Annotated in this window: 22 protein-coding genes and 2 pseudogenes; 7 read left to right on the top strand and 17 right to left on the bottom strand. The window is 48.1% G+C overall.

Annotated features, from left to right (window positions below):
* Nucleotides 1-43: 43 nt before the first annotated feature.
* The 9 genes and pseudogenes from argF to NYE38_RS05610 form a co-directional block, all read right to left on the bottom strand.
* Nucleotides 44-1,015: an ornithine carbamoyltransferase gene (gene argF / locus NYE38_RS05650; RefSeq protein ID WP_340803054.1), complete on the bottom strand. Its 972-nt coding sequence runs from the start codon at nt 1,013-1,015 to the stop codon at nt 44-46.
* Entirely contained in the window at nt 1,003-4,098 is a 3,096-nt protein-coding gene (locus NYE38_RS05645) for a carbamoyl phosphate synthase large subunit (RefSeq protein ID WP_285001908.1), read from the bottom strand. Before NYE38_RS05645 ends, argF begins: the two co-directional genes overlap by 13 nt.
* Nucleotides 4,091-5,149, bottom strand: a complete 1,059-nt coding sequence (locus NYE38_RS05640) for a carbamoyl phosphate synthase small subunit (RefSeq protein ID WP_285001907.1) — start codon at nt 5,147-5,149, stop codon at nt 4,091-4,093. The genes NYE38_RS05645 and NYE38_RS05640 overlap by 8 nt, the downstream gene beginning before the upstream one ends.
* Before the next feature lie 70 nt (nt 5,150-5,219).
* Nucleotides 5,220-6,377, bottom strand: a complete 1,158-nt coding sequence (locus NYE38_RS05635) for an acetylornithine transaminase (protein ID WP_285001906.1) — start codon at nt 6,375-6,377, stop codon at nt 5,220-5,222.
* On the bottom strand, nt 6,374-7,150 hold the full coding sequence (gene argB, locus NYE38_RS05630) for an acetylglutamate kinase (RefSeq protein ID WP_109566851.1): 777 nt from the start codon (nt 7,148-7,150) through the stop codon (nt 6,374-6,376). Before argB ends, NYE38_RS05635 begins: the two co-directional genes overlap by 4 nt.
* 14 nt (nt 7,151-7,164) lie before the next feature.
* The gene (argJ, locus tag NYE38_RS05625; protein WP_017417439.1) at nt 7,165-8,382 is read right to left on the bottom strand and encodes a bifunctional ornithine acetyltransferase/N-acetylglutamate synthase; all 1,218 of its coding nucleotides are present in this window, start codon (nt 8,380-8,382) and stop codon (nt 7,165-7,167) included.
* A gap of 22 nt (nt 8,383-8,404) precedes the next feature.
* Nucleotides 8,405-9,442: an N-acetyl-gamma-glutamyl-phosphate reductase gene (argC, locus tag NYE38_RS05620; protein ID WP_071181696.1), complete on the bottom strand. Its 1,038-nt coding sequence runs from the start codon at nt 9,440-9,442 to the stop codon at nt 8,405-8,407.
* Between the two features lie 167 nt (nt 9,443-9,609).
* Nucleotides 9,610-10,151 (bottom strand): annotated as a pseudogene (locus tag NYE38_RS05615) (MFS transporter).
* Nucleotides 10,148-11,584 (bottom strand): FAD-binding oxidoreductase, encoded by a 1,437-nt coding sequence (locus tag NYE38_RS05610; RefSeq protein ID WP_267542933.1) that lies wholly within the window; start codon nt 11,582-11,584, stop codon nt 10,148-10,150. The pseudogene NYE38_RS05615 and the gene NYE38_RS05610 overlap by 4 nt, the downstream one beginning before the upstream one ends.
* A gap of 185 nt (nt 11,585-11,769) precedes the next feature.
* Between NYE38_RS05610 and fosM the strand changes: the two genes are divergently transcribed.
* Nucleotides 11,770-12,213, top strand: a complete 444-nt coding sequence (fosM, locus tag NYE38_RS05605) for a FosM family fosfomycin resistance protein (RefSeq protein WP_007409139.1) — start codon at nt 11,770-11,772, stop codon at nt 12,211-12,213.
* Nucleotides 12,214-12,321: 108 nt separating this feature from the next.
* Here fosM and NYE38_RS05600 read toward each other — a convergent pair whose 3' ends face one another.
* Nucleotides 12,322-12,630 (bottom strand): metal-sulfur cluster assembly factor, encoded by a 309-nt coding sequence (locus tag NYE38_RS05600; RefSeq protein ID WP_003155088.1) that lies wholly within the window; start codon nt 12,628-12,630, stop codon nt 12,322-12,324.
* 62 nt (nt 12,631-12,692) lie between these two features.
* Nucleotides 12,693-13,460: a prolyl oligopeptidase family serine peptidase gene (locus tag NYE38_RS05595; RefSeq protein ID WP_007409140.1), complete on the bottom strand. Its 768-nt coding sequence runs from the start codon at nt 13,458-13,460 to the stop codon at nt 12,693-12,695.
* A 120-nt stretch (nt 13,461-13,580) separates the two neighbouring features.
* Here NYE38_RS05595 and NYE38_RS05590 point away from each other — a divergent pair, with 120 nt between their 5' ends.
* The 3 genes from NYE38_RS05590 (at nt 13,581) to NYE38_RS05580 (ending at nt 14,825) form a co-directional block, all read left to right on the top strand.
* Nucleotides 13,581-14,393 carry a Cof-type HAD-IIB family hydrolase gene (locus NYE38_RS05590; RefSeq protein WP_007610550.1) on the top strand — a complete coding sequence of 271 codons (813 nt, stop codon included), beginning with the start codon at nt 13,581-13,583 and terminating at the stop codon, nt 14,391-14,393.
* An 85-nt stretch (nt 14,394-14,478) separates the two neighbouring features.
* A complete protein-coding gene (locus tag NYE38_RS05585; protein ID WP_003155094.1) occupies nt 14,479-14,628 on the top strand; it encodes a hypothetical protein in 150 nt (49 codons plus the stop codon).
* Nucleotides 14,628-14,825 (top strand): DUF3813 domain-containing protein, encoded by a 198-nt coding sequence (locus NYE38_RS05580; protein WP_003155097.1) that lies wholly within the window; start codon nt 14,628-14,630, stop codon nt 14,823-14,825. Before NYE38_RS05585 ends, NYE38_RS05580 begins: the two co-directional genes overlap by 1 nt.
* A 36-nt stretch (nt 14,826-14,861) precedes the next feature.
* Here the strand turns inward: NYE38_RS05580 and NYE38_RS05575 are convergent, their stop codons facing one another.
* Both NYE38_RS05575 and NYE38_RS05570 read right to left on the bottom strand, forming a co-directional pair.
* The gene (locus tag NYE38_RS05575; RefSeq protein WP_017417434.1) at nt 14,862-15,323 is read right to left on the bottom strand and encodes a BsuPI-related putative proteinase inhibitor; all 462 of its coding nucleotides are present in this window, start codon (nt 15,321-15,323) and stop codon (nt 14,862-14,864) included.
* 14 nt (nt 15,324-15,337) lie between these two features.
* A complete protein-coding gene (locus tag NYE38_RS05570; protein WP_007610547.1) occupies nt 15,338-16,180 on the bottom strand; it encodes a YitT family protein in 843 nt (280 codons plus the stop codon).
* Nucleotides 16,181-16,305: 125 nt separating this feature from the next.
* Between NYE38_RS05570 and NYE38_RS05565 the strand changes: the two genes are divergently transcribed.
* Both NYE38_RS05565 and NYE38_RS05560 read left to right on the top strand, forming a co-directional pair.
* Nucleotides 16,306-17,157, top strand: a complete 852-nt coding sequence (locus NYE38_RS05565; protein ID WP_014417393.1) for a DegV family protein — start codon at nt 16,306-16,308, stop codon at nt 17,155-17,157.
* A 48-nt stretch (nt 17,158-17,205) separates the two neighbouring features.
* Nucleotides 17,206-17,328, top strand: coding sequence for a hypothetical protein (locus tag NYE38_RS05560; RefSeq protein ID WP_003155105.1), 123 nt, complete (start codon nt 17,206-17,208; stop codon nt 17,326-17,328).
* 48 nt (nt 17,329-17,376) lie between these two features.
* Here the strand turns inward: NYE38_RS05560 and NYE38_RS05555 are convergent.
* The 4 genes and pseudogenes from NYE38_RS05555 to NYE38_RS05540 form a co-directional block, all read right to left on the bottom strand.
* Nucleotides 17,377-18,628 (bottom strand): annotated as a pseudogene (locus tag NYE38_RS05555) (cytochrome P450).
* 132 nt (nt 18,629-18,760) lie between these two features.
* Entirely contained in the window at nt 18,761-20,410 is a 1,650-nt protein-coding gene (locus NYE38_RS05550) for a methyl-accepting chemotaxis protein (RefSeq protein WP_017417432.1), read from the bottom strand.
* The gene (locus NYE38_RS05545) at nt 20,407-21,384 is read right to left on the bottom strand and encodes a BMP family ABC transporter substrate-binding protein (RefSeq protein WP_340803055.1); all 978 of its coding nucleotides are present in this window, start codon (nt 21,382-21,384) and stop codon (nt 20,407-20,409) included. The genes NYE38_RS05550 and NYE38_RS05545 overlap by 4 nt, the downstream gene beginning before the upstream one ends.
* Nucleotides 21,385-21,554: 170 nt before the next feature.
* Complete coding sequence (locus NYE38_RS05540; RefSeq protein WP_170936341.1) at nt 21,555-22,451, bottom strand: S1 RNA-binding domain-containing protein; 897 nt, start codon at nt 22,449-22,451, stop codon at nt 21,555-21,557.
* 99 nt (nt 22,452-22,550) lie between these two features.
* Between NYE38_RS05540 and NYE38_RS05535 the strand changes: the two genes are divergently transcribed.
* On the top strand, nt 22,551-23,042 hold the full coding sequence (locus NYE38_RS05535) for a YajQ family cyclic di-GMP-binding protein (RefSeq protein ID WP_340803056.1): 492 nt from the start codon (nt 22,551-22,553) through the stop codon (nt 23,040-23,042).
* Nucleotides 23,043-23,098: the final 56 nt, after the last annotated feature.

Here is a 23,098-nt window from a genome sequence, read left to right as displayed (position 1 = left end):
ATGCGCTTGTATGCGGAGAAATATCAAAAACCGCTGATGAGATTCAGCGGTTTTTTTGTTCATCCTGTTTGTAAAGAAGAGCTTTCAGGAGCGCTTTTTGCGCGTGAAGCCGGTTTTCCGCCTGCTGGAATACCGCAGAGTTCGGGCCGTCGATAATCTCGGACGTGACCTCTTCCTCCCGATGCGCGGGCAGGCAATGCAAAAATGTATAGTCAGGTTTGGCGAGACTGACGAGTGAGGCGTTGACTTGATACGGAGCAAACACGTTCAGCCGCTGCTGCGTCTCTTCCTCCTGCCCCATACTCGTGAAGACGTCGGAGTAAATCACGTCTGCATCCTGCACCGCTTCCTGCGGATTTTCGGTAAGGGTGACTTTCGCTCCGGAAACAGCCGCCGCTTCTTTTGCGGCATTTACCGCCTCTTCCTCAACTTCATAGCCTTTCGGCGAAGCAACCGCAATGTCACAGCCCATTTTTGCGCAGCCGATCATAAGTGAATGCGCTACATTATTTCCGTCACCGATATAGGCGACTTTTACTCCTTTTAATTTTCCTTTTATTTCTTGTATCGTTAACAGATCCGCGAGTGCCTGACACGGGTGATACCGGTCGGTCAGCCCGTTTATGACGGGAATGTCTGCATGCTCGGCAAGCTCTTCGACTTTTTCATGCTCAAAGGTGCGGATCATAATGGCATCAACGAAGCCGGACAGCACCTTCGCCGTATCCGCGACCGTCTCCCCCCGCCCAAGCTGCAGGTCGCTGCTTGAAAGAAATAGTCCCGTTCCTCCGAGCTGGGCCATTCCCGCTTCAAAAGACACACGTGTGCGGGTTGAAGATTTTTCAAAAATCATCGCCAATGTTTTCCCTTGGAAAATCGGCTGTATCGGATGTTGTTTTAATAATGAAGCTTCTGTCAGAAGCGCATTGATGTCTGACGGGCTGTCATCTTTTAATGAAAGAAAATCTTTGCCGTACAAATGGGTTAATGTGTGTTCCGCTTTTATTGTGTGCATGATGCCACTTCCTTTTGATAAAGATCTTTGAGCGATACAGGCTGAGGTTTGCCGGAGCCGCTTGCTAAAAATGCCTTTACGGTTTCCGGTTCAGTAAAGACCGTCACACCGTGCGTCATTACTTCGATCCGTTGTTTACGCGCTTCTTCAGAGTGATTGAAATTAATATGGACCGCTTTATCCTTTCGCTCTGCCCATGCCGGGAACGCATCTTTGCATACGGTAAATCCCGCCTCTTGAGCCTGACGTTCCAATTCCGCATCACAGCCTTCCAGATAGATGCTGCCTTTTTTCTCCCAGACGTGCGCGTAGATTTTTTTCAGTGCGCTTTCTGCGTCAAACGCGACACACATGCCTTCTCCGGTCGACTTCATTTCCGGCCCGGGCTTTACGTCCACATCCTGAATGGCGTGAGAAGAAAAAACCGGGAATTTCACTGCAGTTCCGTGCTGATTTTGAACCTCGGGCTTGATATCTTTAAGGGAAGCGCCGGCCAGCAATCTGGCGGCAAGCGGGATCATCGGCACCCCCATCACCTTAGACACGACAGGAACCGTGCGGCTTGCCCGCGGATTCACTTCAAGAACGAGAATATCCCTTTTGTCATCAATGACAAACTGAATGTTCATAATGCCTTTAAAAGCCAGTTTTACCGCGATTTTTTCGGCGGCCTCTTTTATATTCCGCTGCATATCAGGTGTGACAGACGGCCCCGGAAGAATCGCAAAACTGTCGCCCGAATGGACGCCGGCCCGTTCAATGTGCTCTGTGTAAGTCGGCACGAATACTTCATGTCCGTCGGAAATCAGATCGATCTCCAATTCTTTTCCTGTAATGTACTGATCGATCAAAATCGGGTACGGCATGCCCGCTTCTTTTTCCAGGAGCTCTGACATTTGCGCTTCTGAATGAACGATGATCATGCCCATGCCCCCGATGACATAAGACGGACGGATCAGCACGGGGTAGCCGATCCGGCTTGCTTTTTCCGTTGCTTCTTCTTTTGAATAAGCCGTTTCGCCTTTGGCATGTTTGAGGCCAAGATCATCAAGCAGCTGATAAAACAGATCCCGATCCTCCAGCGCATCAAGGGTTTCAAAGGATGTTCCGAGCAGCGGAATGCCCGCTTTTTCCAGCGGTTCAGCGGCATTGATCGCGGTCTGTCCCCCAAACTGGACGATGGCAAAATCAATGTTTTCATGTTCCGCCACATTTAAAATATGTTCTGTCGTCAGCGGTTCAAAGTAAAGCCGGTCGGCGATTTCATAATCCGTGCTTACTGTTTCCGGATTGTTATTGATCATAATCGTTTCATACCCCAGCTTTTGCAGGGTCAGGACGCCGTGGACGGCGCTGTAATCAAATTCCACTCCCTGACCGATGCGGATCGGGCCTGAGCCGATGATGAGAGCGCGTTTTTTCTCTTTTCGGCTGACATCTCCGTCGCTTTCCCCAAGGTAGGTGGAGTAGAAATAATTCGTCTTGGCATCAAATTCAGCGGCGCATGTATCTACGATTTTAAACGACGGGACGATGCCTGATTTCTTTCTGAGAGCACGGATGTCTTCTTCCGTTTTTCCCGTGAGAGATGCGATCATGACATCCGTGAAGCCTTTTACCTTCGCCTGCTTTAAAAGCGGAACAGACAGATGATCCCCTTCTTCCATCAGCTTGTTTTCCAATGTGATGATATTTCGGAATACATGGAGAAAAAACGGGTCAATTTTCGTTTTGGCATGGATATCTTCTATCGTTTCACCGCGGCTTAACAGTTCCATGACGACGAAAAATCTCCGGTCATCCGGCGTTACCGCTAATTCCCACAGCTGATTGATCGTACAGCCGCCGAGTTCAGGCAGGCGGGTGCCGATCGTTTTCAGTTCAAGGGAGGCCGCCGCTTTTTGAATGGCCGCTTCCATATTTCTTTCGATCGCCATGACCTCTCCCGTCGCTTTCATCTTCGTTCCGAGCGTGCGGTCGGCATGTTTAAATTTATCAAACGGCCAGCGCGGGAATTTGACGATGACATAATCAAGCGCCGGTTCAAAGCTTGCATAAGTAGAGCCCGTCAGCGGATTTTTCAGTTCGTCGAGCGTATAGCCGACGGCAAGTTTCGCCGCCATTTTGGCAATCGGGTAGCCGGTTGCTTTTGACGCGAGGGCCGATGAACGGCTGACACGCGGGTTCACTTCAATGACATAGTACTGTTTGCTGAACGGATCCAGCGCAAATTGAATGTTGCAGCCGCCGACCACATCCAGCGCCGAAATTATCGCCAGGCTTGCGGAACGCAGCATCTGATATTCTTCATCCGTTAACGTCTGGGACGGTGCGACGACGATAGAGTCTCCTGTATGCACGCCGACGGGATCGATGTTTTCCATATTGCAGACGGTGATGCATGTATGATTGCTGTCGCGCATGACCTCATATTCGATTTCTTTAAATCCGGCGATGCTTTTTTCGACGAGGCATTGGCTGATCGGGCTTGCTAACAGCGCCTGTTTAATAAGCGTCTGAAACGCTTCTTTCGTTTTCGCGATTCCGCCTCCCTTTCCGCCTAACGTGTACGCCGGTCTCAGAATAACCGGAAATCCGATAGACTCAGCGAAGCGGAGGGCGTCTTCTTCGTTGTCGACGATTTCGCTTTCCGGAACGGGCTGGTCGAGCTCTTTCATCAGAGCGCGGAACTGCTCCCGGTCTTCGCCTTTTTGAATGGTTTCCACCGATGTTCCTAAGAGCTTGACGTGATGCTTCTTCAGCACGCCTGCTTCTTCAAGCTTAACGGCTAAATTCAATGCCGTCTGGCCGCCCAAATTGGCAAGCAGACCGTCGGGTTTTTCTTTTTCGATAATGGCCTCGATGCTGTCGGTTGTGAGCGGTTCAAAATATATTTCATCGGCAAACGCCTCATCCGTCATAATCGTTGCCGGGTTGTTATTGACTAGAATAACGCGGTATCCTTCTTCTTTCAGAGCCATGCAGCCCTGCGTTCCTGAATAATCAAATTCTGCCGCCTGGCCGATGATGATGGGGCCGGAGCCGATGACTAATATGCTGGAAATGGTTGTATCTTTAGGCATGAGCGATTTCTCTCCTTGCTGGTATCACTTTCTCTAGAAATTCATCAAATATCCACTCGCTCTCAGCCGGTCCGGGGTGAGCTTCAGGGTGGAACTGGACGCTTAATACGGGAAGGCGCTTATGAATGAGCCCTTCCACTGATGTATCATTGACATGATGAAATCTGATCGATAGTTCGTTTTCGTCAATTGACGCTTCATCGACGACATAGCTGTGGTTCTGGCTTGTCATAAACACCCGTTTCGTTTTCCGGTCAATGACGGGATGGTTGGCACCCCTGTGGCCGAACGGCAGCTTATACGTATTTCCTCCGAAAGCCAGGGCAATCAGCTGATGCCCGAGGCAAATGCCGAGTGCGGGGAAATCACTGAGTAAAGATGTAATCCGGTTCATGTACGGTGCAATCGCTTTCGGGTCGCCCGGGCCGTTTGAGAGCACGATTCCGTCAGGCTGAATGTCATAAACGGCGTTCATCTGCTGATACGGAATGACCGTTACTTTACAGCCGCGCTTTACAAGTGACGAGGCGATTGATTTTTTATAACCGAAATCAATCAGCGCAATATGCCGGTCTCCGTTCCCCATTGAAGTGATGTCTTCAGACTGCGCCAGCTCCGCCGGGTTTTGTGTTCCGGATGCTGCGGGAATTTCTCCTGTTGTTGACACGGCAGCGTTCATCGTGCCGCCGGAGCGGATGGTTTTGACGACGGCCCGTGTGTCCACTTCGGTTAAGAGCGGGATGTTCCATTTATTTAAATACTCTCTCAAGCTTGAGACTGCTTCATGGTGAGAAAAATGTTCACACGCTTCATAGACGGCAACAGCTTTGACTTGAGGAATCTTACTTTCAAGGTCTTTTTCATTAATTCCGTAGTTTCCGATCAGCGGATACGTAAAGACGACGATCTGACCCTTATATGACGGGTCTGTAAGCACTTCCTGATAGCCCGTCATGCCGGTGAAAAAAACAGCTTCGCCAACACAGCGGGCTTCTTTTTCAAGTTCACCGCCGAATGATGTTCCGTCTTCCAATACTAAATAGCCTTTCATCTAAAGCCCACCTCTTGATGAATAATTAATTAAAAATATGAATTTTTATACTCTTATATCGAAAAAAAAATTACCGTTTCACTGCCGAATGCGCTTCGATCGCTGCTTTCAGCATACTGACGGCCGACAGCATTTCTTCTTCAGAAACTGTAAGCGGCGGCAGCAGCCTGATGACATTCGGTCCGGCCGGAAGCACGAGAAGCCCGCGTTCCTGCAGATCTCCGATGATGCCGGACACGGGACCTGCGCATTCAATGCCGATTAATAACCCTTTTCCGCGGATTTCTTTTACAAAAGGCCCTGTCAGTTCACGGTTCAGCTGCGCTTTTAAAAAAGAGCCTTTGTCTGCCGCCGCCTGAAGAAAGTCCGGCTGAAACACAATGTCCAAAGTTGCTTTCACAGCTGCCATGGCGAGCTTATTGCCGCCGAAAGTCGTACCATGCGTACCCGGCGTAAAGGCGTCGCCAAGCTTCTTTTTGCCGATCACGGCTCCGACGGGAAAACCGTTTCCAAGCCCTTTCGCAGCAGTGATGATGTCCGGAGAGATGCCGAAGTGCTCATAGCCGAATGCCTTGCCCGTCCGGCCGATTCCGGTTTGAATCTCGTCTGCGATAAGCAGCGCCTGTTTGTCTTTGCAAAATGTCTGTAAGGCTTCGATGAATTCCGGATCGGCGGGATTGACTCCCCCTTCTCCCTGCACCGTCTCAAGCATGACGGCGGCGATATCATCCTCTTTTGAAAGCGTGCTGAATGCCGACGGATCATTAAACGGAAGATAGTGAAAGCCTTGAAGCATCGGTCCGAAACCGATCTTGATTTTGTCTTGTCCGGTGGCGGCCATCCCCGCATAGGTCCGTCCGTGAAAGGATTGATGAAATGTTACGATTTTTGTCTTTCCCGTTGCTTTACGGGCAAGCTTAATGGCGCCTTCATTCGCTTCGGCCCCGCTGTTGCAGAAGAAAACGAGATCCCCCGCGCTATGTTCGGCAAGCTTTGCCGCGGCTTTTTCCTGAAGATCATTTTCAAACAGATTGGAAACGTGCCATACGCTGTCAAGCTGTTCTTTCACCGCTTCTGTCACCGCATCATGACAATGGCCGAGATTGGAAACGGCGATGCCCTGAATAAAATCAAGATACGTTTTTCCGTTTTCATCCTCTGCGATTGTCCCTTTCGCTTTTTTGATATCGATGGGCCAGCGGCTGTAGGTTTGAAATAGACTGCTCATGACACGCTCTCCTTTTCTTTGACGATTTTTGTTCCTTGGAAGGCTTGATCGGTGAAAAACGCTCCTTTTCCGTTTACGATCATCACTTCCTCGACATCTTCACTCAGTGCCGATAATGCCGAGTTTACCTTCGGAATCATCCCTCCTGAAATCACGCCGCCATCAATGAGGGCCTGAATCTCTTGCGGCGTCAAAGTATCCAGCCTGTTCTCTCCGTCCATAATTCCTTCGACATCCGTGACAAATAAAAGTTTGTCGGCGTGTAAGGCTGAAGCGACGGCCGATGCCGCGGCGTCTGCGTTGACGTTCAGCGTTTCGAAATTACTTGTCATGGAAAGCGGAGCGATAACGGGAATGATGCCTTCTTTCATTAACGCTTGGATGATTAATGGATCTGTATTTTGTATTTCGCCGACTTCTCCGTATTTGTCTTGATTAAGGTAAGATGCTTGAAGGAGACCGCCGTCCTTTCCTGATATTCCCGCGGCTTTCAGCCCGTTTTTCGCGAGTTCGGTTACGAAAAATTTATTGATCGTCCCTGACAAGACCATTTCCGCTGTTTCCAGCACCGGTTTGGTCGTTTTCCGCTGTCCATCGACAAATTCCGTTTCAATCTGCAATGTTTTCAGCATTCTTGAAATGTCCGGGCCGCCTCCATGCACGACGGCAATGGTCCAGCCCGATTGCATAAGCTCTTTTACATTTTGAAAAAAATCGGCGGATAACTCGCGGATCACGCTTCCGCCGCACTTAAAAACGATGGTTTTCTTCATGCCGCTCCCCTTTGTTATGTGCGATAGCTCGCATTGATTTTGATATAATCATAGGTTAAGTCACAGCCCCATGCCCGGCCGCTGCCGGAGCCTTCCTGCAGGCGGACTGCAATCGTAATCTCATCACCTGATAAGTACTCCTTGGCATCAGTTTCCGAAAACGGCTGAGGTTCGTTGTTTTTAAACAGACACTGGCCGCCGAGAAAAACTTCCACTTGTTCGGCCGTTACGCTTGCCGCACTGTGCCCGATTGCGCCGATGATGCGCCCCCAATTGGCGTCTGTGCCGTAAACGGCGGTCTTCACAAGGCTTGAGCCGACGATTTTTTTGGCGATAATATTCGCCTCAAGGTTATTTTTCGCGCCTTCGACTCTGGCTTCAATTAATTTCGTCGCTCCTTCACCGTCTCTGGCAATATCTTTGGCAAGGTCTTCGCATACAAGCTTTAATCCCTTTTTAAAAGCCGGCCAGTCAGGATGCTGCTCCGTCAGGCAATCATTCCCCGCGCAGCCGTTCGCCATCACAAGCACCATGTCATTCGTCGATGTTTCTCCGTCAACGGTGATTTGGTTAAATGAAACATCCGTAATCTCTCTGAGCGCGTTTTTGAGCGCCTGTTCTTCCACGGCCGCGTCCGTTGTGACAAAGCCGAGCATTGTCGCCATGTTGGGGTGGATCATGCCGGAGCCTTTCGCCGCTCCGCCGATCGTGATGATGTCTCCGCCGATCACCAGTTCATAACACGTCTGTTTCGTCACTGTATCCGTCGTCAAAATGGCTTCTTCAAATGCTCCGGACACGGACGGCGCTTGACCGAGCTGTTCAATGCCCGCTTGAATTTTTTTCATATCTAAAAGCTCGCCGATCACCCCGGTTGACGAAACCGCAACAAGCTCCGGCTCAATGCCGAGCTGGCTCGCGAATCCGTCCCGCATTTCATAGGCGTCCTTTAATCCTTGGTCTCCCGTACAGGCGTTGGCAATCGCGCTGTTGACGATAACCGCCTGAAGCACACCCTCTTTTTTCAAGCTGGCTTGTGTCACTTTCAGCGGCGCTGCCTGAAAATGGCTCTGCGTATATACCGCTGCACTGACTGCAGGCGCTTCACTGATAATCGCTCCGAGATCTTTTTTTGAATAGCGCAGACCGCAGTGCACGCCCTTTGCCTCAAACCCTTTCGGCGAGGATACGCCGCCTTTTATTTTCGTGATTTCCTCACTCAGCTGAATCATATTTTTGAATCCCTCTTTCGTTCTATGGATAGACTGGCGTCATCGTAAGTCCCGTTTCTTCCTGCCAGCCATTCATGATATTTAAATTTTGAACCGCCTGCCCTGCGGCGCCTTTCATCAGATTATCTATGACAGAAACGATGGTGGCACGGTTTGTTCTTTCATCCACGGTGACACTGATATCACAAAAATTGCTGCCGTATACCTCTTTCGTCGCCGGAAATTCACCTTCCGGCCTGATTCTGACAAAATATGAATCTTTGTAGAATTCGGAATACAATTCTCTTACCTGTGCAGCAGACATACCCGGGGGAGCCTCCGTATACATCGTCGCCATAATGCCCCTTGTCATCGGCGCCAAATGAGCGGAAAACGTGATCGGGCCTGTGCCGGGCTGCCAAGCCGCTAATTGCTGTTCAATTTCCGGAGTATGCTGATGCTCATTAACCTTATAAATTTTGAAATTATCATTCAGCTCAGAATAATGAGTGCCCATGGATGCTTTTCGGCCGGCGCCGGATACGCCTGTTTTCGCATCAACAATCAGAAATGAATCTTGTAAAAGCTTATTCTTCGCCAGCGGGGCGAGCCCGAGCAGCACAGCCGTCGGAAAACATCCCGGATTGGCAATCAGCTTTGCAGTCTGAATCTCTTCTTTTTGCAGTTCAGCTAAACCGTAAACCGCGCTTTGAATCGTTCCTTTCGGAGCGGCCTCCCGCTTATACCACTTTTCATACACGGCCGGGTTTTGAATCCGCAGATCGCCGGATAGATCAATGACCGGGATGCCCGCCTCCGCCAGCTTGGGCGACCACTCTCCGGAGACGCCGGGCGGCGCGGCTATGAACATGACATCAATTTCGTTTCGGATCGTTTCTATATGAAGCGGCTGAAGTGATTGTGACGCTATATTCCTCAAATGCGGATATGAAGCGGCATATTCTTTTCCTTCGTCACTCGATGAATACAATATACAATCCTCTGCATAAGGGTGATGGTTAAGAATCCTGACAAGTTCGGCGCCTCCATAACCAGTAGCGCCTATAACACCTATTTTCAACGGGTTCACCTTCTTGGTTTTTGTGAAATTATTTAACATTATAACATGAATAAAAATTAATTCAATTGTATATTTAATATTTTTTCATTCATTTTCCATCTGTTTTCGCTGACAAAAAAACTCCCTCTCGTTCGAGGGAGTTCCATAAGAAAAACAGGCTGATCGGATCAGCCTGTTTTCTTCAGCATCATCAGCCCGCTTATAAAAAACAGCACGGAGCTGGCGTAAAAAATAATATAAACCGTAAAGAAATCAGCGAGAAACCCGCCGAGAATAATGGCGGCAGCTGAAAATACGGCCGTCCAGAAATGATAGCTGCCGACTTTTTTCCCCGCTCCCCGCCGTCGGTGTAATCGGCGATCATGATTTTCTCGCCGTGTTTTTGCATCGCGCCGAACAGGCCCAAAAGCACCTGCACAACATAAACCTGGTGCACGCCGGTAATGTGCGGGAGCGTCAGAAGAAGCACCGCCATCCCCCACGAATTTGCCATAAGGAACCAGCGGGGGTCCAGTCTTGCCGACAGCCGGCCGAGCAGCGGATGAATCAATGCGCCGCTCAGGCCGAACAAGCCGTATGAGAGACCGAATTGCGTGTAGCTGGAACCGATGTTTTTAATAAATAAAATATAAAACGGAAAGATCAGGCTGCCGGCAAAAAAGACACTGCTCTGAGACAGGATCAGCCATTTTAAATGGTTGTGTTTCATGATTTGTACCTCTGATAAAAATAATTCATAAACAAGTCATCCGGATCATATTTGTGTTTTTTCTGAAAGAACATATCGCTTTTCGGATATGCCTCGCGCATCTGCTCTTTCGTTTGATACAGCATATACGGGAGATAATAACTGCCGCGGTGGAGCAATGCCGTATCCGTCATTTTTCTGACAATCCGCGCCGCACTCGCCTGGCTGTCTTTTGAAAATCCTTCATTGATTAAAAGGACGAGTGAAAACATGTCTTCCTTTGCGTATGACAGATCGGCTTTTTCATTTTTTTGTACGTAGCGGATCGTAATATTTACGAGATTGAGATCTTCATGTGACAGCGTCTCGCGTAAATCATGAATGTACGGCGCAAATTCGCCGACGGGCACGAAGTATTCTTGCAGCACGTCGGTGTTGTCCGTGTTTTCATATTCCAAAAATTTCGACTCTGACCGCATGACATTGTTCCTGGAGACTTTCACGCCGTTTTGGGTGAGAAAATAAGACTGCTGGGTTGACCAGAACCAATTTCTCCCCCAGTCATACCGGCGGGAGAGGCCGAGCGCGAATTTCGTCAGCGCCGGATGCTCATCTTCTTTCAGTTCATTGTGCTGCTTTAATTCTTTCTGATTGTCTGCGAGCGTGTAATCAGTCACATACATGTCATGCAAAAAGCCTTTATCCCCTGTTGCGATCCGTGCGAGATGCATGCGCACGGCGGGGTTGCGCTGAACATGCTGCGTAAAATATTCACTGTATGTATCAGCGTTCATGCGTTTCGTTTTCATTTCATAAAGTTCATCATCCGTCAGCTCAATATCCGCGTCAAGGATGACGCCGAACAGGCCGTAGCCGCCGATGACGGCTGAAAACAGGTCATCTTTCGGAGTAACGGTGATGACTTTGCCGTCCGCCTTTAAAAGATGAAACGATTTGACCGTATCAATCAGCGAACCGTATCGGATATCCCGGCCGTGGGCGTTGGCGCTCAGTGAGCCGCCGATCGTAAAAATGTTTTGCGATTGCATGACTTTTACCGCGAGCCCGTACGGATTGACATAGCGCTGAATATCATTCCACGTCGCTCCCGCCTGCACTCTGATGATTTTTTTCTTTCGGTCGAGACCGAGTATTTTGTTGTAGCCCGTCATGTCGAGAACGATACCGTCTTCATAATACGTCTGGCCGCCCATTGAGTGCTGGGCGCCTGCGATTGAGATCTTCAGATGCTTTCTCTTTGCTTCCTTAATGGTTTCGATCAATGTTTCTTTCTCTTTTCCTTTGACCGTCTGCTTAATTTTCACGGGCATGAGACGGCTGACATCCGTCATTGTCCCTGCCTGCTGCTCCGGCTCTTTGTGAAAAGCGGAAACAGCGAACAGCGCCGTATAAACAAGAATGCTAAGGATAATGAGAAGTAATTTTTTCTTCATGGGTTCCTCCCTCGCATGCAGCCGGTCTATTATATCATGCCTTACGTCCGTTTTTTTCCTTTTTAATCCGATACCGGAAAACACACGGCATAAAAAATACACAGAAATCCTTAAAATGATTTTTTAGTCAGTATATAATCGATATATATGCAGATGTATTACCAAAGGGATTGTTTAAGACAAACATGTTAAATGAGGTGGGGAAAATAAACATAAAAGGAATCAATCATCTTCTTTTTTCTGTTTCAAATTTGGAAAAATCTATAGAATTTTATGAAAAAGTATTTCATGCACAACTCCTGGTTAAAGGGCAAAAAACAGCATATTTTGATCTGAACGGGCTTTGGCTTGCACTTAACTTAGAGGCGGATATACCAAGAAATGAAATACATAAATCTTATACGCATATGGCCTTTACAATTGACCCAAAAGATTTTGATGCAATACATCAACGGCTAAAAAATCTAAATGTAAATATATTAAATGGGCGTCCTAGAGATAAACAAGATCAAAAGTCAATTTATTTTACTGATCCTGATGGACATAAATTTGAATTCCACACAGGCACACTCCAAGACAGACTGTCCTATTACAAAAAAGATAAACCTCATATGAAATTTTATATATAAAGGTTTGTTTGCGATCCAAAACAAACCCTCACTGTCGCTTATATGCAGACAAAAGAAAAGCACCTCCAAACTTTAGGATGTACCTAAAATCCGAGGTGCATTTTCTTATTACTGAATCCCTAATGCGATTTTTGCGTAGCGTGACATTTTGTCTCTTGTCCACGGCGGATTCCAGACGATGTGGACCTCCGTCTCTTTTACATCCGGAATGTCGGCGAGCGCTTTTTTCACCTCGTCGACGATGATCGGAGCGAGCGGGCACCCCATTGATGTCAGTGTCATCGTAACGTGCGTCAGGCCGTCGTCATCCATATCAACGTCGTATACAAGGCCGAGATTGACGATATCGACGCCGAGCTCAGGGTCAACAACCTGCTCCAAGGCGCCCATGATGTTTTCTTTTAATGCTTCTTCCACGTTCCATCACTCCTTTTTCCTCAGTATAACGTAAAAGCGGGTTTTGTTAACACCTTTGTGCTTTATAAATGCTTATCGAACCAGGCGACGGTTTCTAAAACGGCGTATCTCGGGACTTTATGGTCAGCCCGTTCGTCTTTCAGAAACTGAAGATGGTCAGGCCGGCTGCTGTAATGAGGTTTAATCGTTTCATAAAAGCCGCGGGTCGGTGCATACGGAACGACTTTGTCTTGAACGCCGTGCCAGAACAGCAGCGGGCGGCTCCGGAGTTTTTCCGGTTCCAGACTGAGATCAAACGGTTTGAGCCGCGCAAACAGTTCATCGACCTGTTCTTTTGTGACGTCAATGTCGATGTCCTGCTTTTGAATGTGGTCAATCTGCTGCTGAAAAAACGCCGTATAGTTCGGGCTTCCCATCAGGCTGACGCCGGCTTTGACCCAATCATACGCGGCCATCGCGCCGAATGTCGTAATTCCGCCCATTGACGTGCCCGCAAGACCGATCCGCCCGTCTTCAATCAGACCGCGCGCTTCAAAATCCTTTTTCAGCACGTCAAGCTCCTCGATTTCATTTAATACAATGTCCCAAAAATGGACGGCGAGCTCTTCTGCTGACAGCTGTTCAGCGCGTTCACCGTGGTAAAGAGCTTCCGGCAGCACCGCCCTGAAGCCCTTTTCAGCAAGCAGGTAAGCGAAATGAAGATTATGCTCCTTCGCGCTTGTAAAACCGTGAATAAAGAAAACAAGGGGAGCGGGACGGTCCCGATTTTCTTCTTTTACAATATGTAAAAACGGAATGCCTGATACGGTTTGATGATCAATAAGAATCACGTTGACTCCCTCCTTAGGATAACCATAATCATAAGTGTAACATGTAGACAATAAAGATGGTAAAAAGCTACACTGTACATAAGAGAAAAACAGCAAATTACATGACAAAAGGAGTTATTTATGGAGACAAAACCTTACCTCATCGCTTTAGATCTGGATGGAACCTTATTAAAAGATGATAAAACCATTTCCCCTGAAACGGCGCGGACGATTCAGACGCTGAAAGAAGCGGGTCATCATGTCTGCATCTCAACCGGCCGCCCTTTCCGTTCCAGTTCGATGTATTATGACGAGCTCGGGCTGACAACGCCGATTGTCAATTTTAACGGGGCATTTGTCCACCACCCGAAAGACGAGTCATGGGGACGATACCACACGTCCTTATCTGTCGATGTGGTCAGACAGCTTGCCGAACTTACAGAGACCTATCAAATACATAATGTGCTCGCTGAGATCATTGATGATGTGTACTTCCATTATCATGATGAGCATTTAATTGAGGCGTTTCATATGAATACGGCGAATGTCACATTCGGCGATCTGCGCGAAACAGTCCAAGAAGATGTGACGTCCGTATTGATTCATGCAAAGGAAGAGGACGTCGCGGACATACGCGCGCATTTATCCGATGTGCACGCCGAGGTCATTGACCACAGAAGATGGGCGGCTCCTTGGCATGTGATTGAAATTATTAAACACGGGATGAATAAAGCGGTCGGCCTGAAGAAAATCAGCGACTATTACCAAGTGCCGAGAGAACGGATCATCGCGTTCGGCGACGAAGACAACGATCTTGAAATGCTCCGATTTGCCGGGTGCGGCGTAGCGATGGGAAATGGCACGGATGAAGTCAAACAGGCCGCCGACCGCGTCACGGGATCAAATGAAGCGGACGGAATCGCCGAATTTTTAAAATCCTATTTCTCCCTGTGAGGTTTTGCCGCTCATAACACAAAGCCTTCCGCCCATACTAAAACAGACGACTCATCTCGTCTAAATATGGAAGGGGGACATTGCAATGGGTAAACGAAACAAATCAAAACGGTTTATTCAGCAAGGCAAGGACTCTGTCAGTCTTCATGACGCAAGATTTCCATATCGGTCTACATTAGAGGAAGCACAGCATGATGCAGCAAAAGATTCGGCTGAAAGGCAGGTTGACTTTTAATGAGAAACGAACTGTTTTCTCAAGCCAAGTCATTTGTCCAGCAGGCCGTCATGATTGCTAACGGTTTCGAGGACGGCGATCAGGAAAAAGCTGTCTCACGCGCCAAAAACGCCGTGTCTTCCGCGTACGCCAATTCGACGGATGCAGAACGTCAGCAGCTGCACCAATTTCAGGATCAGCTGGAGAAATTGCAATAAAAAAAGGCGCCCCGTTTAGACGAGGGCGCCGCTTTTTTATTTCACTTCAAATGTTTTTACCGTTTTCAGTCTTTTTCCGATCTGATCGGACTTCCCTAAAAACGTCACCGTCACCGTGTATGTTCCCGGACCGGGCACGTTTTTCCACACATCTGAAAAGTCATACGTTTCATTCGGCATTAAGGTCACGGTCTGAAACGCCTGAGTAAACATTCTGTCTTTTGAATAGCGGTACAGTTCTTTGTGATGTTGGTCATGTACGGTCAATTCGAATTTCTGCCCAGAGCTGAATGTGAAATCGATCGGGCTGCCGCTTTTGTTTTTTAAAGACATTTGAAATTCGATCTGCTGATCCGTCTGCACAGGGTTTACGGCTAATTCCGCTTGCTGTTCATTCATCTCTCCGGATACCTCCTCAGCGGGCTCCTTCTGCCCGGATTGACTGCTGCATCCGATCAATAAAATGACCGGTAATAACAGGCCAAACAGCCACTTCATTCTATCCGCTCCTATCAGTCTTTTCTGAAGAAACCAAAGATCCCCGTCGTTTGCACGATGTTTGTGAAGGCTTTCGGGTCGACTTCTTTCACGATTTTCTCAAGGTCATACAATTCGTACCGCGTGATGACGATGATCATCATTTCTTTCTGTTCGTTTGTGTAAGCGCCTTTTGCCGGCACCGTCGTAATGCCGCGGACCATTTTCCCGTAAATCGCTTCTTTGATTTCATCGGCTTTTTTCGTAACGATCATGGCGGTCAGTTTCATGTGGCGGGTGTGAATGGCGTCAATCACCCTTGTTGTGACATACAGAGCGACAAGGGTATATAATGCTTTCTCCCATCCTTGCAATAATCCTGCCGTCAAAATGATAATCCCGTTCAAAATGAAGAAATATGTGCCGACCGGTTTATCCTTCCATTTGGCCAGCACCATCGACACGATATCAAGACCGCCTGTCGAAGCGCCGAATTTCAGCGTTAAACCGATGCCGATAGCTGAGATGACTCCTCCGAATACGGTATTCAGAAGAATATCGTGCGACAGTCTCATTTCCGGGAGAATTCCCATAAAGACGGACGTCATCGCTACGCTTAATATGCTGTATACGGTGAATGATCTGCCGACTTTCAGCCACCCTAACACACCGATGGGAATGTTTAAGAGGAACATGAGAACTCCTGTCGAAATATAAAAGGGGGCGTATTGATCAACGACGCTTGACAGCAGCTGGGCGACACCGGTAAAACCGCTGGCATATACATTCGCCGGTATCAGGAATAAATTCAGTCCCGCCGCATACAGAAACGCGCCGATGACGACGATTGCTAATTTTTTTGCTTGTTCTAGTACCATGGCTTGCTCCTCCGCTCATTTTCATTATTAGCTTTTCCCTTAAAACAAAGTTTTGAACACTATTTTGCCACATTTATATGATATAGTTGGCATCACTCTCACCAATCGGAAAGAAGGGAATTATGATGACAGTTCACCTTATTGCTGACAGCGCCTCTGACCTGCCGAAATCTTATATTGAAGAAAACCGGATCGGGTTCATTCCGCTGCACGTAACACTTGACGGAAACGAATATGAGGACGCGGTCACCATTCAGGCGGATCATATATTTCAAGCGATGCGGGACGGGAAAGTTCCGAAAACATCCCAGGCATCACCGGATACGATAAAAAAAGTATTTTTACAATACGCGGAACTGGGAGAACCGGCGATATACGTCGCATTTTCCTCAGGTCTTTCCGGCACCTATCAGACGGCCGTAATGATGGCCAATGAAGTAAAAGAGGAATTTCCCGATTTTGATTTACGGATTGTAGATTCCAAATGCGCTTCATTGGGCTGCGGCCTCGCGGTGATGCACGCGCAAACACTCTGTGTTAACGGGAATACAATACAAGAAATCGAAACGTCTGTAAAGAGCTTTTGCGCACGGATGAAACATATATTTACGGTCGATGATGTCGCTTATCTCGCGCGGGGCGGCAGAATTTCAAAAACGTCCGCTTTTGTCGGGGGGCTTTTGAACATCAAACCGATTCTGCATGTGGATGACGGCAGGCTCGTGCCGCTCGAAAAATTGCGCGGACAAAAGAAACTGTTTAAACGGATTATAGAAATGATGAAGGAAGAAGGCGGCGATTGGGCGGATCAAACCGTGGGAATCAGCTATGCAGATAATGAAGAGACGGCGCTTCGGATGAAGGAAATGATTGAAGAAGCGTTCCATCCGAAAGAGATCATTCTTCATTCAATCGGCTCTGCGATCGGCGCCCACTCCGGGCCGGGCACGCTCGCGATTTTTTTCCTGAAGCCATAATTTCAATGCGGGCGGGCATCCTAACGGACAGAAGGGAGGCTTTGCCGCATGAAAGATGATGACAAAAAACCGTTGGACAATAACGCCGTAAATCAGAAAAAGAACCGGCTTGCCGAAAAAAACCGGCAGGCGGGAAAAAACCAGAATTCCAAAAAACCGGACCATCTGTAAAAGCAAAACAGCCCTCTTGTCTTAGAAGAAAGAGGGCTGTTTTTTGTTCTATATGCGTCTAACATCACTTATCACGAATCCGCTTTCAGGCAATGCCGGCATTCTGGACAGGCTGAAGCTTAAATCTTGGGACGGAACATCGTACTCTATTTCATTGGCAAGAAACGCAAGGGAAGTTTTCATGACTTCCACGGTCATTCCCTCACCCGGACAGCGGTGGCCGTTAGCCGGATCACCTCCGCCCTGGGGAATGAAATCAAATTTATTTTCCTCCCGCCCCTGAAAACGTTCCGGGCGAAATTCATTCGGATTCTCCCAAAGCCGGGAATCATGGTTTGTCCCATATAGGTCAAGCATGACGGAAGCACCCTTTTTAAACTCACAGTTCTTCCATACGAAATCTTTTTTCACAATGGCTCCTAAAAACGGGGCAAACGGGTAATACCGCCGAACTTCATGTGCAAATCTTTCGGCCTCCTGATCATCTCTCGATCTCAGTTTGCCCCGATATTCAGGGTAATCATGCAATGCAAGAGCTGAAAACGTAATGAAGTAAGAAATGGCGGCAATCGGGCGCAGAACATTAATAAGCTCAACAGCAGCCATGTGAGAATCAAGTCTGTTCCCGTCAAGTTCTGTATGAAAAGCCATTTCATACAAGGCTGAGCCCTCCGGCGTTTGCAGCTTGCCGGACCGCACATCCTCAATGACCTCCCCTATCCATTTCTCCGTTTTCAGCCTCGCCCTTCTGCCTTTCCAATGACGCGGTCCGACAGCGCCGAATGCGTCTACCATATCGGTGAAATCCTCCGCCCGCTCTTTCACTTCTGAGTCTTTCAGCGGGACGCCGGCCCACTCACAGGCAGCCCGGCACAGCACTTTCTTCGCTTCATCAAAAAGGACAATTCGGTTTGAACCCTCCCACATTTCCGCAGATGCTTTCCACTGTTTTGCCACCGCTTCCGCAAGCCGTTTTTGACCGGGGCGGCGTCATCAGCGACATAAATAGAAGCTTCCTGTGCTTATGCCGTTCACCGTCCATTGCCTGGATTGCCCCTGTTCCGAATAACGTTTTCTGCACCCGTTTGGGGAGGGCCTGCTGCCGCTGAAATCGTTCTGTGTCATAAAAAAGCTTTGCGGCTTCCGCTCCGCTCATACAAATGAATGTCTTCCCTAATAAACGGGCGCGAAACACATCTGAGCGATAAGTCTCCGCTCGTTTTTTCACAAATACATAACCATCGCGTAATAAAGCCAGACTATTATCAAGACCCTTTTCATGCGGAATTTGTTCATCCATCCCGATTCCTCCCTTCTTTTTTCACCTTTCACGAAAAAGAATAAATATAAACACATGTATATTCAGTATTTGTGTTTCATTCAGAAGTTACTCATGTCAGGCTGCAAAAATCAGGGGCGGGGCAAAAGCCCGTTACAAAGTAAACCGGCGGACCTGATCGTTTAACCGCTCTGTCAGGCTCACCAGATTATTGACGCTTTCCGCCATTTTATGAAAAGAAGACAGCTGCTCAAGCGCGGAGGCAGAAATCTCTTCGCTTCCTGCAGCCGTTTCCTGAACGACGGCGCTGATGCTTTCGGCATGATGCAGCACTTGCTCACCAAGCTGTTTCGATTCGATGATCCGTCCGTCCAATTGAGTAAGCTCCGCTTTAATATGGGCGGCTTTTTGTTCAATATGGACGAATGATTCTGATGTTTTCTCCATCAGCTCCTGCTGTCTGTCCGCTAAAGCGACGCCGGTCGTGACAGCTCCGGTAATAGATGTGATGCCGTCTTCAATTTGCTTTACCATATCGAAAATCTGCGCGGTCGCTTTAGCTGATCCGTCTGCGAGCTTCCGTATCTCCTCGGCAACGACGGCAAATCCTTTTCCGGCCTCGCCTGCTCTGGCCGCCTCGATTGCGGCGTTTAATGACAGCAGATTGGTCTGGCCCGCAATGTCAGAAACGGTCTGCGCCATCATACTGATGCCTGCCGCATGCTCTATGAAGAGATCGGCGGCTTTGGAAATCTCTTTTGATGTCTCATTGCTTTTATCAATGGCTTGCTTGGTCTCGGCTAAAGCACCGCGCCCCGCAGCCACCGCCGCAATCGTCTCTTCGCTGCTTCTCGTCGTTTGTTTTGAACGTTCGGCGTTCGCCTTTGAATGTTCATCCATTTGTTCAATGAATTGCACCGCATGCTGCAGATCTTCTGAAATGGTTTGGGAGCCTTGCGCCATTTCTTCCGTCGACACGGACACCTGCTCGGTCATGTCCTTCAGCGTCTGGTTTTCCTTCGTCAAACCTTCCGCAAACGTCTCGACTTCACGGCCGACCTCTCCGATCGCCTGAATTAAGGTGCGGAGCTGTTCAGCCATCATTCCGAATGAGTCATTCAGCTCTTTCAGTTCGTCCTTCCCTTTATAATCAAGCATTTCAACAGCAAGGTTCCCTCCCGCAATACGACGGGCATTTTCAGCCATACGGCGTATCGGCCCTGCAATTCTCTTCGTCAGCCTGATGGAAGATATGACGGTAACAGTAAGTATCACGATGGTCAGCACGGCTGCGCTGTAAACGATAAACTGAATCTGGTCAGCCGTCTGCTTCTGCATGTCTTCATAGTGATCCCGGCTTTTCAGATTCAGCATATAAATATCATTCAGAAGACCGTTGATGCGGGCCGCCGTCCTTGTCGCTTCAGCCGGGCTTTTCGAATCAAGAGCAGCGTCCGCCTCCGCCTGCCACGATTCGTATTTTTTGGCGAGTTTGTCATAAGCGGCTTTGTCCGCATCGTCCGTCATCGTTTTTTTGAGCGCCGCCAGTTTGTCTGAGCTGCTTTTCATATAGCTTCGCACATCTTCTTTCTGGGCGTCTGCGAGCGTATAGGAATAGCCGGTGATGCTTTCTTTTAACGTATTAAGGTCAGCTTTTGCTTCCTGAACGTTTAACAGCGCGTCCACTTCATCTTCATTTGAAGCCTGAATCTTCATCATGTTTACGATGGTAAAACCGATGACGGCGGCGAAGCAAATCATCGTAACGGCTGCGTTAACGAGCAGCCTTGTCCGTAATGTCACTTCAGATCGCCTCCTTTTTCAATCAGGCTGTTTTTCATATCCGTGATCTTTTTCGCCAGCCCGCCTGCGTTTTTGACAACTCTGATCTTGGCTAATTCCATGCCGTTTTCCTTCAGTCCGTAAACGATCTCACCGCTTTTGATCTCCTTGTTGTCTTTTAAACCTTTCGCCAATTCATAGATGACACGGTCGACATTTTTCACTAAAGAAGAAATAACGGCGTGCTCGGCGGTGTAATATTGATCGCTGTCAACACCGATGGCGTATACTTTTTGCGCCTCCGCTTCTTTCAGTGCGCCGACTCCCGTGAAGCCGGCCGCCGTAAACAGGACATCGGCTTTTTTTCGGATCATGTTTTGGGCGATGCGCTTCCCGAGCTTATCATCATCAAACGTACCGCTGATGTCCGACAGCACGCGGATTTTCGGTTTGACTGATTCCGCGCCTTTCAGATAGCCTTTTTTAAACCGTTTAATGACGTCGGCATCGGAACCGCCGATAAATCCGATCGTGCCGGTTTTGCTCGTCATGGCCGCCAGCGCTCCGGCTAAGAAGCTTCCTTCATCCTCTTTAAACGTGACGGAGGTGACATTATCCAGGTCTGATACGGAATCAATCAGCACAAACCGCTGCTTCGGATATTTTTTGGCGACCTTTTCTAAATCCGCCTGCATGCTGTAACCGAGCCCCACAACAAGATCATTGCCTTCCCGGACAAGCTGGGTCAGTCCTTTTTCGTATGTACCGGTATCTTTTATTTCCCGGTAATCAAATGTGATGCCGAGCTCGTCTCTCGCTTTCATCAAACCTTGAAAGCCTGAATCATTAAATGATTGGTCGCCGAGGCCGTTGTCTGTCAGCATGATGCCGATTGTTTTCGTTTTTTCGGCCTCCGTTTCCTCAGATTTGCCGGCACATCCCGCCATGCTGAGCGCAATCAGCAGTACAGCCGCAAATATCGCCATTTTTTTCATTGAAACTCTCCTTTTGTTTTTTCTATAGTTATATATCGGTTCGGATGTCAGAATATTTTATTTCAATAAAATATGTATGTTCGGCAGGGTGTTAAACAAATGAGGAATATAGCAGCTTTTGAGAAAATAAAAAACATCGGTTTTGGTTCACCGATGTTTTTGCAGAACATTTATTGTTTTTCGTATGTCCAGCCGTCTTCCTGATAGACCTTGCCGTTTTTCATCAGATGCCCGAGCGCCCGCTTAAAGGCGGCTTTGCTTAAATGAAACCGTTCGCGGATATCGTCAGGATGGCTTTTGTCTCCGTAAGGCATCGCGCCGTTTCTTGATCTCAGATAGGTCAGAATTTCTTCCGCGTCAACCGAAAGCGCATCCTGCTTTCTCGGCAGCAGGGACATGTTGACGGAGCCGTCTTCCTTTACCTCGATGACACGCCCTGTCACGCGGCTGCCGAGTCTCGGCTCTTCTTTTCTTTCTGAAGGGTGAATAAACGCGCGGATGCCTTCATCGGTAATCAGAAAAGAGCCTGATGCAATCAGTCTGTACACCGTGCCTGTCAGATCTTTATTCATGACGTCTTCCTCTGCATCCGTAAATAATTCACTGATGATATCCTCAGGCGCCGGCTTGGCAAACATGCGCCCGCGGCTTGTCACCTTCAGCATGCAATACAGCCTGTCTCCTTTTTGCGGCCAGACGGATTTGTACGGAGGCAGGTGCTCCGTTGCGACGAGCGCGTCTTTTGACAGGCCGACGTCGACGAATACGCCCATATCTTCCACAGCGTCCGTCACTTCCACCCATCCGTAGTCATAAAAGCTGATGAGCGGCTTTTTCATCGTCGCCGCGAGTCTTTCCTGATGATCGACGTAAATAAATACGTCCACTTCATCTCTGTCTTCGATATCCTCTGTGATTTCACTGTTATGTAAAAGAACCGTATCCTCGCCGTCGGTTAAAAAATAACCGAAATCGGTTTGGTGATCTATACTAAGCGTGAGCTGCTGCCCTGGTCTCATGTTATCGTCCTTCCTGATTCGCCCGTATGAGGCTGATGTTTTTCTCATTTTTTCCAATATGCATAAATTCATGCTTTATGCTGTTGGACATTTCTCTTTATTCTACTATAATCAACTCATAAGTGAAATGTTATAGGAGGTTTTCTCATGGCAAAAGAAAGTTCTTTTGATATTGTATCCAAAGTTGAATTTCCCGAAGTGCAGAATGCGATTCAGATGACGCTGAAAGAAATCGGCACGCGCTATGACTTTAAAGGATCGAAAAGCGATGTGAAGTTAGAAAAGGAAGAACTTGTCCTGATTTCTGATGACGAGTTTAAACTGAATCAGCTCAAAGATGTGCTGAACGGCAAGCTGATCAAACGGGACGTGCCGACGAAAAACATTGAATACGGCAAAATCGAAAATGCAACTGGAGGCACGGTGCGCCAGCGCGCGAAGCTTGTACAGGGCATTGATAAAGACAACGCCAAAAAAATCAACGCGGTGATTAAAAACTCCGGCTTGAAGGTCAAGTCGCAGATTCAGGACGACCAAGTGCGCGTCACCGGAAAAAATAAAGATGATCTGCAGCAGATTATTGCAGCCGTCCGCGGAGCAGACCTGCCGATTGACGTTCAATTTATTAATTTTAGATAAATTATGTGATTCCTATTGATTATTGTCTCTATTTTCGGTAAATTTGGAGAAAGGGA

Origin of the sequence: Bacillus sp. EU63 (assembly GCF_038592915.1) — a bacterium.
Classification (GTDB): Bacteria; Bacillota; Bacilli; order Bacillales; family Bacillaceae; genus Bacillus; species Bacillus velezensis.
This window is presented reverse-complemented; position numbering and strand designations above follow the sequence as displayed.

Excerpts from the sequence above, each read along its gene's own strand:
- NYE38_RS05565 (WP_014417393.1), top strand. The coding sequence starts at position 16,306 with ATGACAGTTCACCTTATTGCTGACAGCGCCTCTGACCTGCCGAAATCT.
- NYE38_RS05585 (WP_003155094.1), top strand. The coding sequence starts at position 14,479 with ATGGGTAAACGAAACAAATCAAAACGGTTTATTCAGCAAGGCAAGGAC.
- argB (WP_109566851.1), bottom strand. The coding sequence starts at position 7,150 with ATGAAGAAAACCATCGTTTTTAAGTGCGGCGGAAGCGTGATCCGCGAG.
- argF (WP_340803054.1), bottom strand. The coding sequence starts at position 1,015 with ATGCACACAATAAAAGCGGAACACACATTAACCCATTTGTACGGCAAA.
- NYE38_RS05640 (WP_285001907.1), bottom strand. The coding sequence starts at position 5,149 with ATGAAAGGCTATTTAGTATTGGAAGACGGAACATCATTCGGCGGTGAA.
- NYE38_RS05610 (WP_267542933.1), bottom strand. The coding sequence starts at position 11,584 with ATGAAGAAAAAATTACTTCTCATTATCCTTAGCATTCTTGTTTATACG.
- NYE38_RS05540 (WP_170936341.1), bottom strand. The coding sequence starts at position 22,451 with ATGAGAAAAACATCAGCCTCATACGGGCGAATCAGGAAGGACGATAAC.
- NYE38_RS05535 (WP_340803056.1), top strand. The coding sequence starts at position 22,551 with ATGGCAAAAGAAAGTTCTTTTGATATTGTATCCAAAGTTGAATTTCCC.
- NYE38_RS05590 (WP_007610550.1), top strand. The coding sequence starts at position 13,581 with ATGGAGACAAAACCTTACCTCATCGCTTTAGATCTGGATGGAACCTTA.
- NYE38_RS05570 (WP_007610547.1), bottom strand. The coding sequence starts at position 16,180 with ATGGTACTAGAACAAGCAAAAAAATTAGCAATCGTCGTCATCGGCGCG.
- NYE38_RS05635 (WP_285001906.1), bottom strand. The coding sequence starts at position 6,377 with ATGAGCAGTCTATTTCAAACCTACAGCCGCTGGCCCATCGATATCAAA.
- argJ (WP_017417439.1), bottom strand. The coding sequence starts at position 8,382 with ATGATTCAGCTGAGTGAGGAAATCACGAAAATAAAAGGCGGCGTATCC.
- NYE38_RS05645 (WP_285001908.1), bottom strand. The coding sequence starts at position 4,098 with ATGCCTAAAGATACAACCATTTCCAGCATATTAGTCATCGGCTCCGGC.
- NYE38_RS05560 (WP_003155105.1), top strand. The coding sequence starts at position 17,206 with ATGAAAGATGATGACAAAAAACCGTTGGACAATAACGCCGTAAATCAG.
- NYE38_RS05575 (WP_017417434.1), bottom strand. The coding sequence starts at position 15,323 with ATGAAGTGGCTGTTTGGCCTGTTATTACCGGTCATTTTATTGATCGGA.
- fosM (WP_007409139.1), top strand. The coding sequence starts at position 11,770 with ATGTTAAATGAGGTGGGGAAAATAAACATAAAAGGAATCAATCATCTT.
- NYE38_RS05580 (WP_003155097.1), top strand. The coding sequence starts at position 14,628 with ATGAGAAACGAACTGTTTTCTCAAGCCAAGTCATTTGTCCAGCAGGCC.
- NYE38_RS05545 (WP_340803055.1), bottom strand. The coding sequence starts at position 21,384 with ATGAAAAAAATGGCGATATTTGCGGCTGTACTGCTGATTGCGCTCAGC.